Annotated in this window: 16 protein-coding genes; 7 read left to right on the top strand and 9 right to left on the bottom strand. The window is 73.3% G+C overall.

The window, feature by feature from the left end:
- Position 1: 1 nt before the first annotated feature.
- On the bottom strand, positions 2-685 hold the full coding sequence (locus ABT034_RS22075; protein ID WP_351217707.1) for a TetR/AcrR family transcriptional regulator: 684 nt from the start codon (positions 683-685) through the stop codon (positions 2-4).
- 120 nt (positions 686-805) lie between these two features.
- Here ABT034_RS22075 and ABT034_RS22070 point away from each other — a divergent pair, with 120 nt between their 5' ends.
- The 3 genes from ABT034_RS22070 to ABT034_RS22060 all read left to right on the top strand — a co-directional run bounded on the left by ABT034_RS22070 (position 806) and on the right by ABT034_RS22060 (position 3,007).
- On the top strand, positions 806-1,957 hold the full coding sequence (locus tag ABT034_RS22070) for an acyl-CoA dehydrogenase family protein (RefSeq protein WP_351217705.1): 1,152 nt from the start codon (positions 806-808) through the stop codon (positions 1,955-1,957).
- Positions 1,958-2,032: 75 nt separating this feature from the next.
- Positions 2,033-2,320: a YiaA/YiaB family inner membrane protein gene (locus tag ABT034_RS22065; protein WP_351217703.1), complete on the top strand. Its 288-nt coding sequence runs from the start codon at positions 2,033-2,035 to the stop codon at positions 2,318-2,320.
- Between the two features lie 60 nt (positions 2,321-2,380).
- Entirely contained in the window at positions 2,381-3,007 is a 627-nt protein-coding gene (locus ABT034_RS22060; protein ID WP_351217701.1) for a TetR/AcrR family transcriptional regulator, read from the top strand.
- Here ABT034_RS22060 and ABT034_RS22055 read toward each other — a convergent pair.
- Entirely contained in the window at positions 2,998-3,459 is a 462-nt protein-coding gene (locus ABT034_RS22055; protein ID WP_351217699.1) for a MaoC family dehydratase, read from the bottom strand. The two genes, ABT034_RS22060 and ABT034_RS22055, sit on opposite strands and share 10 nt — an antisense overlap.
- Before the next feature lie 130 nt (positions 3,460-3,589).
- Here ABT034_RS22055 and soxR point away from each other — a divergent pair, with 130 nt between their 5' ends.
- The gene (gene soxR, locus ABT034_RS22050) at positions 3,590-4,066 is read left to right on the top strand and encodes a redox-sensitive transcriptional activator SoxR (protein WP_351217697.1); all 477 of its coding nucleotides are present in this window, start codon (positions 3,590-3,592) and stop codon (positions 4,064-4,066) included.
- Positions 4,067-4,114: 48 nt separating this feature from the next.
- Here the strand turns inward: soxR and ABT034_RS22045 are convergent, their stop codons facing one another.
- From ABT034_RS22045 to ABT034_RS22025, 5 genes are all read right to left on the bottom strand, one after another.
- Positions 4,115-4,861 (bottom strand): 3-keto-5-aminohexanoate cleavage protein, encoded by a 747-nt coding sequence (locus ABT034_RS22045; RefSeq protein WP_351217695.1) that lies wholly within the window; start codon positions 4,859-4,861, stop codon positions 4,115-4,117.
- Positions 4,862-4,945: 84 nt separating this feature from the next.
- Positions 4,946-5,560 (bottom strand): hypothetical protein, encoded by a 615-nt coding sequence (locus tag ABT034_RS22040; protein ID WP_351217693.1) that lies wholly within the window; start codon positions 5,558-5,560, stop codon positions 4,946-4,948.
- Positions 5,561-5,762: 202 nt separating this feature from the next.
- On the bottom strand, positions 5,763-6,983 hold the full coding sequence (locus ABT034_RS22035) for an alpha/beta hydrolase (RefSeq protein ID WP_351217805.1): 1,221 nt from the start codon (positions 6,981-6,983) through the stop codon (positions 5,763-5,765).
- A gap of 127 nt (positions 6,984-7,110) precedes the next feature.
- The gene (locus ABT034_RS22030) at positions 7,111-8,445 is read right to left on the bottom strand and encodes an erythromycin esterase family protein (RefSeq protein ID WP_351217691.1); all 1,335 of its coding nucleotides are present in this window, start codon (positions 8,443-8,445) and stop codon (positions 7,111-7,113) included.
- A 154-nt stretch (positions 8,446-8,599) separates the two neighbouring features.
- Entirely contained in the window at positions 8,600-9,850 is a 1,251-nt protein-coding gene (locus ABT034_RS22025; RefSeq protein WP_351217689.1) for an exo-beta-N-acetylmuramidase NamZ family protein, read from the bottom strand.
- Between the two features lie 222 nt (positions 9,851-10,072).
- Between ABT034_RS22025 and ABT034_RS22020 the strand changes: the two genes are divergently transcribed.
- Positions 10,073-10,867 (top strand): SDR family oxidoreductase, encoded by a 795-nt coding sequence (locus ABT034_RS22020; protein ID WP_351217687.1) that lies wholly within the window; start codon positions 10,073-10,075, stop codon positions 10,865-10,867.
- Positions 10,868-10,961: 94 nt separating this feature from the next.
- Positions 10,962-11,555, top strand: a complete 594-nt coding sequence (locus ABT034_RS22015; protein ID WP_351217685.1) for a TetR/AcrR family transcriptional regulator — start codon at positions 10,962-10,964, stop codon at positions 11,553-11,555.
- Between the two features lie 65 nt (positions 11,556-11,620).
- Here the strand turns inward: ABT034_RS22015 and ABT034_RS22010 are convergent, their stop codons facing one another.
- Both ABT034_RS22010 and ABT034_RS22005 read right to left on the bottom strand, forming a co-directional pair.
- Complete coding sequence (locus ABT034_RS22010) at positions 11,621-12,835, bottom strand: acyl-CoA dehydrogenase family protein (protein ID WP_351217683.1); 1,215 nt, start codon at positions 12,833-12,835, stop codon at positions 11,621-11,623.
- A 6-nt stretch (positions 12,836-12,841) separates the two neighbouring features.
- Positions 12,842-13,864, bottom strand: coding sequence for a phosphotransferase (locus tag ABT034_RS22005; protein ID WP_351217681.1), 1,023 nt, complete (start codon positions 13,862-13,864; stop codon positions 12,842-12,844).
- Positions 13,865-13,996: 132 nt separating this feature from the next.
- Between ABT034_RS22005 and ABT034_RS22000 the strand changes: the two genes are divergently transcribed.
- Positions 13,997-15,295 carry an enolase C-terminal domain-like protein gene (locus ABT034_RS22000; protein WP_351217679.1) on the top strand — a complete coding sequence of 433 codons (1,299 nt, stop codon included), beginning with the start codon at positions 13,997-13,999 and terminating at the stop codon, positions 15,293-15,295.
- The last annotated feature ends 38 nt before the right edge of the window (positions 15,296-15,333 follow it).

Below are 15,333 nucleotides of genomic sequence, written 5' to 3'. Positions count from 1 at the left end.
CTCACGCTTCGGTGGTGGCCGAAGTGCCGATCGAGGTCCCGGGCCGGCGGCCGAGGGCCGCGTACTGGAGCCGCAGCCCGTCGAGCAGGGCCCGCAGCCCCGTGTCGAAGGCGCCCTCGTCGACCTTCTGGCGGTGCTCCGCGAGGAGGTGCGCCTGGCCGAGGTGGGGGTAGTCGGCCGGGTCGTAGGCCGACTCGTCGTCGACGAAGCCGCGGGCGAAGGAGCCCAGCGCCGAGCCGGTGATGAAGTACCGCATCAGCGCGCCGATGGAGGTGGCCTGGGCCGGCGGCCAGCCCGCGCGGACCATCGCGCCGAAGACGGCGTCCGCGACGCGCAGGCCGGCCGGGCGGCGGCCGGGTCCCTGGGCGAGGACCGGGACGATGTGCGGGTGGTCGGCGAGGGCGGCGCGGTAGGACACGGCCCAGTCCCGCAGCGCCGTCACCCAGTCCCGGCCGTCCGCCTCCGCGAACATCGACAGGTCGATTTTCGCGCTGACCGCGTCGGCGACGGCGTCGAGGATCTCGTCCTTCGTGCGGAAGTGGTTGTAGAGCGAGGGTCCGCTCACCCCGAGTTCGGCCGCGAGCCGGCGGGTGGAGAGCGCGCCGAGGCCCTCCGCGTCCACGAGCGCGCCCGCCGTCTCGACGATGCGGTCTCGGCTGAGCAGGGGCTTGCGCGGTCGGGCCATGGCGCACATAGTAGGCCCGCGCAGAAAAAACTAGCAGTGGTAATTAATGAGCCGGGCAGCGGCCCGCGTGACCGACGGCCGCACCGGGGACCGGGCAGCGGCCCGAGTGAGGGGTGCACGGTGGATCTGGCGCTGAGCGAGGAGCAGGAGGCCGTACGGCGGCTCGCCGAGGACTTCGTCGCGCGCGAGGTGACCCCGCACGCCGTGGCGTGGGACCGCGCCGAGGAGGTCGACCGGGCCATCGTGAAGAAGCTCGGTGCCGTCGGCTTCCTCGGGCTCACCCTCCCGGAGGAGTACGGCGGCTCGGGCGGCGACCACCTCGCGTACTGCCTCGTGACCGAGGAACTCGGCCGCGGCGACTCCTCCGTGCGCGGCATCGTCTCCGTCTCCCTCGGCCTGGTCGCCAAGACCGTCGCCGCGTGGGGCAGCGAGGAGCAGAAGCGGGCGTGGCTGCCCCGGCTCGCCTCCGGCGAGGCACTCGGCTGCTTCGGCCTCACCGAACCCGGCACCGGCTCCGACGCCGGGAACCTCGCCACCAGGGCCGTACGGGACGGGGACGACTACGCCATCGACGGCACCAAGATGTTCATCACCAACGGCACCTGGGCCGACGTCGTGCTGCTCTTCGCCCGCACCAACGACACCCCCGGCCACAAGGGCGTCTCCGCCTTCCTCGTCCCCACCGACACCCCCGGCCTCACCCGCCGCCCCGTCCACGGCAAGCTCGGCCTGCGCGGCCAGGCCACCGCCGAACTCGTCCTCGACGGCGTCCGCGTCCCGGCCGGCGCCATGCTCGGCCCCGAGGGCAAGGGCTTCACCGTCGCCATGTCCGCCCTCGCCAAGGGGCGCATGTCGGTCGCCGCGGGCTGCGTCGGCATCGCGCAGGCCGCCCTCGACGCCGCCGTGCGGTACGCGGGGGAGCGCGAGCAGTTCGGAAAGCCCATCGCCTCGTACCAGCTGGTCCAGGAGCTGATCAGCGACATCGCCGTCGACGTGGACGCCGCCCGGTTGCTGACCTGGCGGGTCGCCGACCTGATCGACCGCGGCCAGGACTTCGCGACCGCCGCCTCCAAGGCGAAGCTGTACGCCTCCGAGGCCGCCGTCCGCGCCGCGAACAACGCCCTCCAGGTCTTCGGCGGCTACGGCTACATCGACGAGTACCCGGTCGGCAAGCTGCTCCGCGACGCGCGCGTGATGACCCTGTACGAGGGCACGAGCCAGATCCAGAAGCTCATCATCGGACGGGCGCTGACGGGGGTGTCGGCCTTCTGATCCCCGGCTTCTGAGTACGCCGCTGAGTACGCGGACGGATGTGGCACCGGCCACATCCGGCCGATGCTGTCCGACATGAGCGACACACCGGTCAAGCAGCAGAACACCGCCGCCTACTACACGCAGGCCGTCCTCTCCTTCGGGCTCGCCCTCGCGGCCGTGTCCATCGGGATCTTCCAGTTGGAGGCGAGCGCCTGGGTGCGGGCCTTCCTCGCCGTCTCGGTCCTCTACCTCACGACCTCGGCGTTCACGCTCGCCAAGGTCGTCCGCGACCGCCAGGAGGCCGGGCAGATCGTCAGCCGCGTCGACCAGGCCCGGCTGGAGAAGCTCCTCGCCGAGCACGACCCCTTCCAGAAGCTCTAAGCGCTTGCTCACCCTCGTTGTATGGTGTTGGTCCTGACGGGGTCCGAGAAGGAGTGTGGGATGAGCGCGGCGGAGGAGACCCCCGGGGTGGAGGACATGCCCTGGGGCGAGGTCACGCCCGAGGCTGCCCGGCGGCTGCTGGTGGCCGCCGTCGAGGCGTTCGCCGAGCGCGGCTACCACGCCACCACCACCCGGGACATCGCCGGCCGCGCCGGGATGAGCCCGGCCGCGCTCTACATCCACTACAAGACCAAGGAAGAGCTGCTCCACCGGATCAGCCGGATCGGCCACGACCGGGCGCTCGAGATCCTCACGGCCGCGGCCGACGCCGACGGTACGGCCGCCGAGCGCCTCGCCGACGCCGTCCGCTCCTTCGTCCGCTGGCACGCCGAGCGCCACACGACGGCCCGGGTCGTCCAGTACGAACTCGACGCCCTCGGCCCCGAACACCGCGCCGAGATCGTGGAACTGCGCCGCAGGTCGGACGCCGTGGTGCGCCGCGTCATCAACGAGGGCGTGGCGGCGGGCGAGTTCGACGTGCCCGACGTGTCCGGCACGACGGTCGCCGTGCTCTCCCTCTGCATCGACGTCTCGCGCTGGTTCAACACCCAGGGCCGCCGGACGCCCGACGAGGTCGGCGCGCTCTACGCCGACCTCGTGCTCAGGATGGTCGGCGCTCAGAAGTAGTAACGGGAGACCGACTCGGCGACGCAGACCGGCTTCTCGGCGCCCTCGCGCTCCACCGTCACCGCCGCCGTCACCTGCACGCCGCCGCCCGCCTCCTCGACCTTCGTCAGGACGGCCGTGGCCCGCAGCCGCGAACCGACCGGCACGGGAGCGGGGAAACGCACCTTCTCGGTGCCGTAGTTGAGGCCCATCTTCATGCCCTCGACCCTCAGGACCTGCGGGACGAGGACCGGCAGCAGCGACAGGGTCAGATAGCCGTGCGCGATGGTCGTCCCGAACGGGCCGGAGGCCGCGCGCTCCGGGTCCACGTGGATCCACTGGTGGTCCCCGGTCGCCTCCGCGAAGAGGTCGATCCGCTTCTGGTCGATCTCCAGCCAGTCGCTGTGTCCCAACTGCTCGCCGACCCCCGCGCGCAGCTCGTCGGCGGAGGTGAAGATCCTCGGCTCGGCCATGTTCCTGTTCCCTTCGGTACGGCATACCCAACGGTCGGTATCTAAGCGCTTGCTCAGCATGTGGGGGTGAGGGGGGCGCTGTCAACGGACGGGCGGAGGCGGCCGGTCGACGGACCAGTAGGGTCGCGGGGTGCCGCAGATTCCAGAGAAGATCCACGAACTCACCGTCGGCCAGCTCTCCGCCCGTAGCGGGGCCGCCGTCTCCGCCCTCCACTTCTACGAGGCGAAGGGGCTCATCAGCAGCCGCCGCACCACCGGCAACCAGCGCCGCTACGGCCGTGACACCCTGCGCCGGGTCGCCTTCGTCCGCGCCGCCCAGCGGGTCGGCATCCCGCTGGCCACGATCCGCGAGGCGCTCGCCCAGCTCCCCGAGGAGCGCACCCCCACCAACGACGACTGGGCGAAGCTCTCGGCGGCCTGGCGCGCCGAGCTCGACGAGCGCATCACCCAGCTCGGCCGGCTCCGCGACCACCTGACGGACTGCATCGGCTGCGGCTGCCTCTCGCTCGAGACCTGCGTCCTGTCCAACCCCGACGACGTCGTCGGCGAACGGATCGCGGGCTCCCGCCTGCTGCCGGTCCGCCGGCCAGGCCCGGACACGCCCTAGGGCGTGTCCGGCGGATCATGGCCGGGGTCCTGATCCGCCGGACACGCCCTAGCTGCCGAGAGCCGCCGTCACGAGCTCGGCGTTGGAGCGTGCCGGGGTGCCGTCCGGCAGCAGCAGGGTGTCCTCGAACCCGATCCGCGCCGCGAGGCCCAGACGGCGGGCGAGCCGCAGCACCGGCCACGCGCCGCCCTCCTCGCCGTGCAGCAGCACCGGGACGCCGGGCGGGATGACGAGCGCCGCCAGGAGCGAGCGCGCGGCGGCCTCGGCCCCTGTCCGCGTCCCCGTCGGGGAGTACGGCACTGCCGCGACGATCCGCCGTACCCGGGGCGCGAGGGGTGAGCGGGCGAATCGGGCCGGGCCGTCCGTGCCCGACCGCAGGGCGGCCTCCACCCCGACGCCCCGCTGGAGGAGCGCCGCCGCCACCTCCTCGGCGTCCGGCTCGTGCCAGGCCACCGACACGAGGTCGGGCAGCACCGGCCAGGAGCGGATCCGCTCCACCCGGCGCCCCGGATCGGTCTCGGCGGCCATCGCCGTCGCCACCCGCACCCGGGCGCTCGCGACGCCGTTCGCGGCCGCGGTACGGGTGCCGGCCGCGGCCCGGACCGCCTCCAGGACCGGGGTGAGCACCCGGGGCGAGAGCGAGACCGCCCCGCACGGCGTACGGGGGTACACCCGCACCTCCCGGGCCCCGGCCGCCACCGCCCGCGCCGCGGACTCCGCGAGCGACTCCGGCGACATCGGGACCGCGGCCGAATCACCGGGCCCGCGCAGGCCGTTGAGACACGCCTGGAGCACGTGGGGGACCGGTGGCCCCTGCGGTACCCGAAGCACCTGAGACGCCAGACGCCCCACCCGTACCTCAGACACCGGCCGCACCGCTCACGCCGCCGACGCCAGCGGCCTGCTCCGCTCCCCGCGGGCGCGGGCCAGCGCCCCCGAGGTGAGCACCGTACGCGGCACGCCCACCCCGCAGTCCCCGCAGACCGGGCCGAGCCATGGCTCGTACGGCTCGGCGGGTCCTGCCCACTCGATCCGCGGCCCCGCGCACACCGGGCACCTCTCGCCGGGCCCGCGCTCCAGGGCCGTGATCAGCCGCCGCAGCACCTCCGGCAGCGGGTCCGACGGGTGCACCGCGGGATCACCGCACCGCACCACCCCGTTGCCTCCCCAGACCCGGCGGTGCCAGTCGTCGACCGCCCCGAGACCGCGCAGGCCCTCCTGCTTCTCACGCCGCCGCCGGGCCGCGAACTCCTCCTCGTACGCGAGCCACACGGCCCGCGCCTCCTCCAGCTCGTCGAGCGCGGCGATCAGCCGCCCCGGGTCCAGCTCCCGGTCCTCGGGTCCGAACCTGTGCCGCCGGCACAGGTGGTCCCATGTCGCCCGGTGCCCGTACGGCGCGAACCGCTCCAGGCATTTGCGCAGCGAGTACCTGCGCAGCGCCGTGTCGCACCCCGGATCGCGCACCTGTCTCGCGAGACTCCGGAAACCGGCCATCTCCCGCCACCTCCGTCGCTGGTCCTTCCGCGGTATCAGAGGGACGAACGAGCGGCCCGCCGTGTTCCATCGAAATACGGATGGCAGCCATCAGTGGTGCGCGAGAGGCCCCTGAGACCTGGCGGAACCCGCGCGTCCGCCGAGGCCGCGCACCGCTGAGCAGGCGCCTGACCAGGCGTTCGACCAGCTATACGCCCAGGTCCTAGCGGCCCGCCCCCGCCGCCGACACCACCACCCGGGCCAGCTCGGGACGGCAGATGTCGCTGTGCGACAGAACGACCTCCGCCGCGTCCACGTTCACGCACCCCGACGCCGGCACGCCCTCGCGCAGGACCGCCGCAAGGTTCCGTACCACCGTGCCCGGTACCGCCTGGACGCCGTCGTGACCGATCGCGCCCCAGCGCGGGTCGCCCGAGCCCAGCAGGCCGGACGCGGCGGCCCCGAGCGACTCGGAGTCGCGCGCGAGCCGGGACGCCAGCGGGTACATCACCCCGAGTGCCGTGTCGTGCCGCGAGTAGCAGGCCACCAGGGGCCCCCGGACCCGCTCCTGCATGTCCCGCAGCGAGCCGGACCGCCGGGGGTCGTGCGGCAGCCTCCCCGCGAACGCGTAGTGCGAGAAGGCGCCCTGGAGGAGGGTCACGGAGGCGACGGGACGGGCCCCCGACGGCAGCCCCTTCAGCGCGTGCGCGACGAGCCGGGCGCCCATGCTGTGGCCCACGAGATGGACGCGGAGGCCGGGGGCGGCCCGGGCGACCTCACCGAGGAGGGGCCCGAGCCCGGCCTCGCCGACCTGCCCGGACCGCTTCTTCATCACGTAGTACGTGGCCTGCCGAAGGGCCTCCCGGCCGCCCTTCCAGTACCGCTTCAGACCCTCCCCGAAGCCCTCCTCGGGTACGGCGCCCGCGCCGCCCTCCAGCGCCTCCGTGAACAGGGCGCAGACCTCCACCGGGTCCGCGACCAGGAACTCCGGCACCGGCTCCCCCGACCCGGCGGCGCGCTCCCGGCCACCACCGCCGTGCACGTCCGCCAGCTCCCGCAGCAGCGCCCCGAACTCGGCGAACGCGCCCTCGTCCGCCGGTGCCGTGACGAGGAGTTCGGTGATCCGGTCGAGGACCGGTTCCTTCTCCGGGAGGACCGTCACGAGGGCCCGGTAGTCGGGGACCGGCTCGCCGGTGAACATCATCGACGGCCACATCACCCCCGCGTACCCGACCTCGGCCCCGGGGGCGAGCAGACCGGGGAAGGGGGCGAAGAAGTCGGAACAGAGGCGGGTGGCGCCGGAGGGCGAGTTGTTCCACCCGTGGGCAAGGACCACCAGGTCGGTGACCCCTCGCCGGGCCAGTGCGGCGAGGGCCGCGGTCTGCCCCGGCGGCCCGTCGCCCTCCTTGTCGAAAGTGATCTCCTGGTACGGCTCCACACTCATCCCGGCCACGGCCCGACCCGTCCCTCCACGTCGAGGGGGCCGCAGCGCCGAATGCGCCCCGCGCGCGGGCGGCGGCTCCATGGCCAGCATGCCCGCGCACGGCCCCGTCCAGACGCGCGGCGCGCTGTCAGCGCAGCCGGGCCGCCGTGATCCGGGGGAAGTGGACGAGGAGGTCGTACGCGGTGGAGAGGCGGACCGGGGCGACGGCGCCGGGCCAGGGGTACGCGGTCCCGATGCCCCGGGTCGGCCGGTGCGTGCCGAGCCAGTCCCGCGCCGCCGGTGTCGCGCGCCGGAGGTCCAGGTAGAAGGCGCCGGGTGCGACCCGGTCGAGGGTGTGGGCGCTGCTGTCGGGACCGAGCGCGCCGACGGTGAAGGGCCGCAGCGGCTCGCCGGGGGCCTCGGTGTCGTGCGCGTTGAAGGAGCCCTGGCCGAAGGAGGTGCCGACGCTCACGTAGTCCCGGCCGAGGGCGTCCCGGAGGAAGGCGCCCTGGAGCCGCGGGTACTGGTCCGGCTTCGTGGTCTCGTAGCCGACGTGCCCGTTGTGCGCGGAGAGCAGGATCCGGTCGCCGGTCCGCCGCTGCCACCACACGGTGTTCTCGGCCATGACCCGGTCGCGGTAGAGCATCGCCTCGGCGATCCCGGCGTCCGTCAGGATGTCGTGGGCGTACTCGGTGCCGACCTGGGCGATGGCACGCGCGTGCTGGACGGCCCACGCCGCCGCCTCGCGCGCGCGTGCGTCCTTCCCGGGGCGCTGCCGCTCCAGGAGGGCGAGGGCGGCGTTCACCTCGGCGGCCAGCCGCCGCCGTTCGGGCAGCGGTTTGGTCATGTACCCCTTCATCCACGCCTCCACCTCACCGCTGGGGCGCGAGGCCCGGTACAGCTCCTGGAAGCGGGGGAGGAGCGCCGGGTGGACACGGGCCACGTACGAGGTCACCTCGTCGAAGACGTTCCCGCCCGCGTAGCCGAGGTCGTTGCCCATGAAGCGGACCTGGTGCCCGGGGTGGAGCTGGTTGTGCCGCCGCATCCACTGGAACAGGTCGAGGTACTCCTCGGTGTTCCAGAGGCGGTACGACTCCTGGAACTCGTCCCGCATGATCTTCCGGATGTCGCCGCGGCCGGTGCGTACCCACTCGTCGACGAGCAGTCCGGTCGACCAGTTGGCCTCCAGGGCGAAGGTGGTGAAGCCCCGCCGCTCCACGAGGTGTTCGAAGATCCGGTGCTTGGTGGTGAAGAACTCCGCCGAGCTGTGGGTGGCCTCGCCGATCCCGACGACCTTGGCCGAGCCGATCATCCGGTCGAGCGGACGCAGATCGGCCAAGGGCTGTGCGGTGCGGGCGAGTTCGCGTGCGGGATCGGGCACGGCCGGGGCCGCGGTGGCGCCGGCGGCGGGAGCCAGGGTGCCGAGGCAGGCGGCGAGCAGGAGTCCGACGAGGGGCAGCCGGCGGCGTAAGGAGAGGTTCATGGGGCCAGCTTGGTCGGCGGGACGCCCGGGGAACATCCCGCCCGCACCCGTCCCGACCGGGGGGCAGCCCCAGGTCCGCACCCGTGCCGACCCGGGGGCAGCCACTGGTCCGCGCCCGTGCCTACCCGGGCACAGCCCCCGGTCACCCTCCGCCTCACCGGTAGAGCAGGTACTCCTTCCGCACCGCCCGGAAGGCCGCCAGGTCGGCCTGCCACGCCCCCGCGGTCTCGTCCACGCCCGCGCCGGCGTCGATCATGGTCCGGACCCGGGTCGAACCGGTCAGCTTGTCGATCCAGTGGTCCGCCCGCCAGGCGAAGCCGGGCCACGAGCTCCGGGCGGTGACCAGGAGCCCGATCCCGGTCCGTACCGGGTCGAAGGAGTCCCGGTCGTGGACGTGCAGCTGCACCCCGCCCACCGTCTTCCCCTGGAACTTGGAGAAGGTCGGCGCGAAGTACGCCTCACGGAACCGCACCCCGGGCAGACCGAGCGCGTTCGCCGCCTCCGCCCACCGCCGGTCGATCCCCTCGGCGCCGAGGAGTTCGAAGGGGCGGGTGGTGCCCCGGCCCTCGGACAGGTTCGTCCCCTCGAAGAGGCAGGTGCCGGAGTAGACGAGCGCGGTGTCCGGCGTCGGCATGTTGGGGCTGGGGGGCACCCAGGGCAGCCCGGTCGCGTCGAAGAAGTCCGTGCGCCGCCACCCCGACATCCGTACCGTCTCCAGGGCGAGGGGCGCGGTCAGGAACTCGCCCGCGAAGAGGCGGGCCAGCTCGGCCACCGTCATGCCGTGCGCCTGCGCGATCGGCTCGCGTCCGACGAACGTGGCGAACGCCCGGTCGAGGACGGGGCCGAGGGCCGCCCGCCCGGTCACCGGGTTCGGCCGGTCCAGGACCACGAACCGCTTCCCGGCGAGGGCGGCGGCGGCCATGCAGTCGTACAGCGTCCAGATGTAGGTGTAGAAGCGGGCGCCGACGTCCTGGATGTCGAAGACGACGGTGTCCACCCCGGAGGCGGTGAAGACGTCCGCGAGCGGCTGTCCGCTCTTCAGGTACGTGTCGTAGACGGGCAGTCCGGTCGCCGGGTCGTCGTACCTGCCCTCGGAGCCGCCCGCCTGGGCCGTACCGCGGAAGCCGTGCTCCGGTCCGAAGACGGCGACCAGGTCCACCCGCTCGTCGGCGTGCATCACGTCCACGATGTGCCGCGCGTCCCGGGTGACGCCGGTCGGATTGGTGACGACGCCGACCCGCTCGCCGGCGAGGAGGGCGTACCCGTCGGCCGCGAGCCGCTCGAACCCGGTCCGCACCCCGGGCCGGCCCGACCGCTCCCCGGCCGCCGAGGCGGTGGGCGCGGCGGCCGCCACCGCCCCGAGCGCGCCTCCGGCGGCCAGCAGACTCCGTCGCGACAGGCTCATGCGGAAACCTCCTCGATCGCCGTCCCCGGCCGGGGCACGTGACATGGGCACGCACGCTAGCGCTCCTGACGCCGTCGGGGAACGAGGCGTGCGGGACCCGCCGGGTCCGGCACCTCCGTCACCCCCGCCCGGTCCCTTCCCTCCCGACATACCGACCGGTTAGTCTGCCGGTCGACAGGTCACGTCAGTTCGGGTCGTCGTCGCGGAGAGGTGGATCACGCCATGGGTGCGGGTACGAGCGGGGGCACGGGCGCGAGCGTCGTCCAGGGCGCCGGAGTGGTCGTCACGGGAGCGGGCGGTGGCATCGGAGCCGCCCTCGCCCGCCGGTTCGCCGCCGAAGGGGCCCGGGTCGTCGTCAACGACCTCGACCCCGTCCGTACGAAGGCCGTCGCCGAGGAGATCGGCGCCCTCGCCGTCCCCGGTGACGCCTCCGCCGTCGTCGACGAGGCCCGCGAGGCCCTCGGCGGCACCGTCGACATCTGGTGCGCCAACGCCGGACTCTCCTCGCCCGGCGACGCCTTCGCCGACGAGGACGTGTGGGCCGCCGCCTGGGACGTCAACGTCATGGCCCATGTCCGCGCGGCCCGCGCCCTCCTCCCGGAGTGGCTGGAGCGCGGCAGCGGCCGGTTCGTCTCCACCGTCTCGGCCGCCGGCCTGCTCACCATGATCGGCGCCGCGCCGTACAGCGTCTCCAAGCACGGCGCGTACGCCTTCGCCGAATGGCTCTCCCTCACCTACCGGCACCGCGGCCTCAAGGTCCACGCCATCTGCCCGCAGGGCGTCCGTACGGACATGCTCACCGCCGCCGGGACGGCCGGCGAACTCGTCCTCGCCCCCACCGCCATCGAGCCCGAGGACGTCGCCGACGCCCTCCTCGACGCCGTCGCGGCCGACCGGTTCCTCGTCCTGCCGCACCCCGAGGTCGCCGGCTACTACCGCAACCGGGCCACCGACCCCGAGCGCTGGCTCTCCACCATGAACCACGTCCAGCAGGCCTGGGAGACGGGCACCCGATAGCCCTCGTCGGCGCGGACCCCGGCGGATGGGAAGATCTACCGGCGGGAACACGTTCCCCATGACCGAAAACGATCACCACGGAAGGCGGCGGAGCATGGCCAGGACGACGGACGGGAGCGGCACCCCCGTCCCCCAGAGGCTCCTCGCCGCCGCCACCCGGCTCTTCGCCGAGCAGGGTTACGACCGCACGTCCGTCCAGGAGATCGTCGAGGCCGCCGGGGTCACCAAGGGCGCCCTCTACCACTACTTCGGCTCCAAGGAGGACCTCCTCCAGGAGGTCTACGCCCGCGTGCTGCGCCTCCAGCAGGAACGCCTCGACGCGTACGCGGACGCCGACGCGCCCATCGAGGACCGGTTGCGCGACGCCGCCGCCGACGTCGTCGTCACCACCATCGAGAACCTCGACGACGCCGCCATCTTCTTCCGCTCCATGCACCACCTCAGCCCGGAGAAGAACAAGCAGGTCCGATCCGAGCGGCGCCGCTACCACGAACGGTTCCGCGCCCTGATCGAGGAGGGTCAGCAGGCCGGGGTGTTCTCCTCGGCGACCCCCGCCGACCTGGTCGTCGACTACCACTTCGGCTCGGTGCACCACCTCTCCACCTGGTACCGCCCGGACGGCCCGCTCACCCCCGAGCAGGTCGCGGGCCACCTCGCCGACCTCCTGCTCAGGGCGCTCCGCCCCTGAAGGGCGTACGCGACGGAGGGGCCCACGACCGAACGGTCGTGGGCCCCTCCCTCGTACGGCCACCGCTACAGGTACTTCTTCAGCTCCCGCCGCGCCAGCGACCGCTGGTGCACCTCGTCCGGCCCGTCCGCGAGCTTCAGCGTGCGCGCCGCCGCCCACAGCTCGGCCAGCGGGAAGTCCTGCGACACCCCGCCCGCCCCGTGGGCCTGCACGGCCTTGTCGATGATGTCGACGACCGCGCGCGGGGTCGCGATCTTGATGGCCTGGATCTCGGTGTGCGCGCCGCGGTTGCCGACGGTGTCCATCAGCCAGGCCGTCTTGAGGACGAGGAGCCGCAGCTGCTCGATCGTCACCCGGGCGTCCGCGATCCAGTTCTGCACGACGCCCTGCTGGGCGAGCGTCTTGCCGAAGGCGGTACGGGAGACCGCGCGCCGGCACATCAACTCGACGGCCCGCTCGGCCATCCCGATGAGCCGCATGCAGTGGTGGATGCGGCCGGGGCCGAGCCGGGCCTGCGCGATGGCGAAGCCGCCGCCCTCCTCGCCGATCAGGTTCGCGGCCGGCACCCGCACCCCGTCGAAGAGCACCTCGGCGTGGCCGCCGTGGGAGTGGTCCTCGTACCCGTACACCCGCATCGCGCGCCGCACCTCGACGCCGGGGGTGTCACGGGGGACGAGGATCATCGACTGCTGGCGGCGGAGGTCCGGCCCGTCGGGGTCGGTCTTGCCCATGACGATGAAGATCCCGCAGTCGGGGTTCATGGCCCCGGAGATGTACCACTTGCGGCCGTCGACGACGTACGAGTCGCCGTCGCGCCGGATCCGCGTCTCGATGTTCGTCGCGTCGGAGGAGGCGACCTCGGGCTCGGTCATCGCGAACGCCGAGCGGATCTCGCCCGCGAGGAGCGGCCCGAGCCACTGCTTCTTCTGCGCCTCGTCGGCGAACTGGGCGAGCAGCTCCATGTTCCCGGTGTCCGGGGCGGCGCAGTTGAGGGCGGTGGGGGCCAGGTGCGGGCTGCGGCCGGTGATCTCGGCGAGCGGCGCGTACTGGAGGTTGGTGAGCCCCGCCCCGTACTCCTCGTCGGGAAGGAAGAGGTTCCACAGCCCCTGCCGCCTGGCCTCGGCCTTGAGCTCCTCGACGACCGCCGGGGTGTCCCAGGGGGAGGCGAGCCGGGCGCGCTGCTCCTCGGCGACCGCCTCGGCCGGGTACACGTGCTCGTCCATGAAGGCGAGGAGTTTCGCCCGCAGTTCCTCGGTGCGGGCGTCGTACGCGAAGTCCATGACGGATCAGCCTTCCTGGAGGGTGGTGAGGCCGTGCTCGATGAAGACGGGGACGAGGTCGCCGATGCGGTCGAAGCCCGCGCCGACGGTCTGCCCGAGGGTCCAGCGGTAGTGGATGCCCTCCAGGATCACGGCGAGCTTGAACCAGGCGAAGGCCGTGTACCAGGCGAGGGCGGACGTGTCGCGGCCCGAGCGGGCCGCGTAGCGCTCGACGAGTTCGGCGGCGCTCGGGTGTCCGGGTGCCGTGGCGGTCGTGGAGACGGGGGAGTCGGGCAGGTCGAGCGGCGTGCTGTACATGACGAGCAGACCGAGGTCGGTGAGCGGGTCGCCGAGGGTGGACATCTCCCAGTCGAGGACGGCCCGGATGCGGTCGTCCCCGTCGATGAGGACGTTGTCGAGCCGGTAGTCGCCGTGGATCACCGTCGGCGCCCCGGACGCCGGGAGGGAGCGGCCGAGGGCGGCGTGCAGCTCGTCGATCCCGGCCAGTTCACGGCCGCGCGAGGCGTCGAGCTGCTTGCCCCAGCGGCGCAGCTGCCGGTCGAGGAAGCCCTCGGGGCGCCCGAAGTCGCCGAGACCGACGGCGGCCGGGTCCACGGCGTGCAGGTCGACCAGGGTGTCGACCAGGCCGAGGAGGGCGGCACGGGTGCGCTCGGGGCCGAGCGGGGCGAGTTCACGGGCCGAGCGGTACGGCGTGCCCTCGACGAACTCCATGACGTAGAAGGGCGCCCCGAGCACGGAGTCGTCCTCGCAGAGCAGCAGTGTCTCCGGGACGGGTACGTCCGTGCTGTGCAGGGCGCTGATGACGCGGTGCTCGCGCCGCATGTCGTGGGCGGTGGCGAGGACGTGGCCGAGCGGCGGTCGGCGGACGACCCAGCGCCCGGCGCCGTCGGTCACGACGTACGTCAGGTTCGACCGGCCGCCCTCGATCAGCCGGGCTTCGAGGGGGCCGGACACCAGGCCGGGGCGCTCGCGGTCGAGGAAGCGGCGCAGCTGCTCGGGGTCGAGGCCTGGCGGCGGGGCGGAACTCATGCGTACGTACCTCCGGATCGGCTTCGGTCGGCGTTCATGATGACCGACCAGTCGGTATGTCGTCCAGAGGGGGCGCGGGGAAAGCCCTGCCGCACTCTGGTGTCGAGTCGTATCCCTGAATAGGGTTCACATATGGATGCGAAGCTGATCGTCGACGAAGTCCGGCTGACCCCGATCCTCATCTCCGACCCGCCTCTCCTCAACGTCCAAGGAGTCCACCAGCCCTACACGCCCCGCCTTGTGGTCGAAGTGATCACCAGGGGAGGGGTGAGCGGTCTCGGCGAGACCTACGGCGACAGCGTCTACCTGGACCTCGCCCGGCCGCTGGCCGAGGCGCTCCCGGGCCACCCGGTCACGGACATGAACGCCCTCTTCGCCCTGGCCGCGGCGGCCGCGCCGACCGGGGCTGTCCAGGAACCGGACGCGGGCGTCGACGCCGCCGGACTGCGCGGGGTCCGGACCGCCGACAAGCTCCGCCTCTCCGTCGTCTCCGCCTTCGAGACCGCCTGCCTCGACGCGCTCGGCAGGACGCTCGGCCTGCCCGTCCACGCCCTGCTCGGCGGCAAGGTCCGCGACACCGTCGAGTACAGCGCCTACCTCTTCTACCGCTGGGCCGCCCACCCGGACGCGGCCGGCCGGGAGCTGCCGGGGGACGACTGGGGCCCGGCCCTCGACCCCGCCGGAATCGTCGCCCAGGCCCGCCGCTTCGACCGCCTCCACGGCTTCCGCTCCTTCAAGCTCAAGGGCGGGGTGTTCGAGCCCGAGCAGGAGGTCGCCGCGATCCGCGCGCTTGCCGAGGCGTTCCCCGGCCGCCCGCTCCGCCTCGACCCCAACGGCGCCTGGTCCGTGGAGACCTCGCTCGCCGTGGCGCGCGAACTCGAGGACGTACTCGAATACCTGGAGGATCCCGCGAGCGGCACCGACGCCATGGCCGGGATCGCCGCCCGCACCGACGTGCCGCTCGCCACCAACATGTGCGTGACCACCTTCGAGGAGGTCCCGGAGGCCTTCGCGAAGGGGGCGGTACGGATCGTCCTCTGCGACCACCACTACTGGGGCGGGCTCGGGCGCACCCGCGAACTGGCCGCGCTCTGCCGCACGTACGGCGTCGGGCTCTCCATGCACTCCAACACCCACCTGGGCATCAGCCTCGCCGCCATGACCCAGGTCGCCGCCACCCTGCCCGAGCTCCACCACGCCTGCGACACCCACTACCCGTGGCAGACCGAGGATGTCGTCACCACCCGCCCCGTCTTCCACGACGGCCGGCTCACCGTCTCCGACGCCCCCGGCCTCGGCATCGACCTCGACCGCACGGCACTCGCCGCCCTCCACCGCCGCTGGCTCGAAGACGACGGCACCCTGCGAAACCGCGACGACAGGGCGGCGATGCACGCCGCGGACCCGAACTGGACCCCAGGCAAGTGGTGACTCTTCGTTGTGGGCATTCGTTCCGCTGGGGCGGAACG

Source organism: Streptomyces sp. NPDC002773 (assembly GCF_040295605.1).
GTDB lineage: Bacteria > Actinomycetota > Actinomycetes > Streptomycetales > Streptomycetaceae > Streptomyces.
This window is presented reverse-complemented; position numbering and strand designations above follow the sequence as displayed.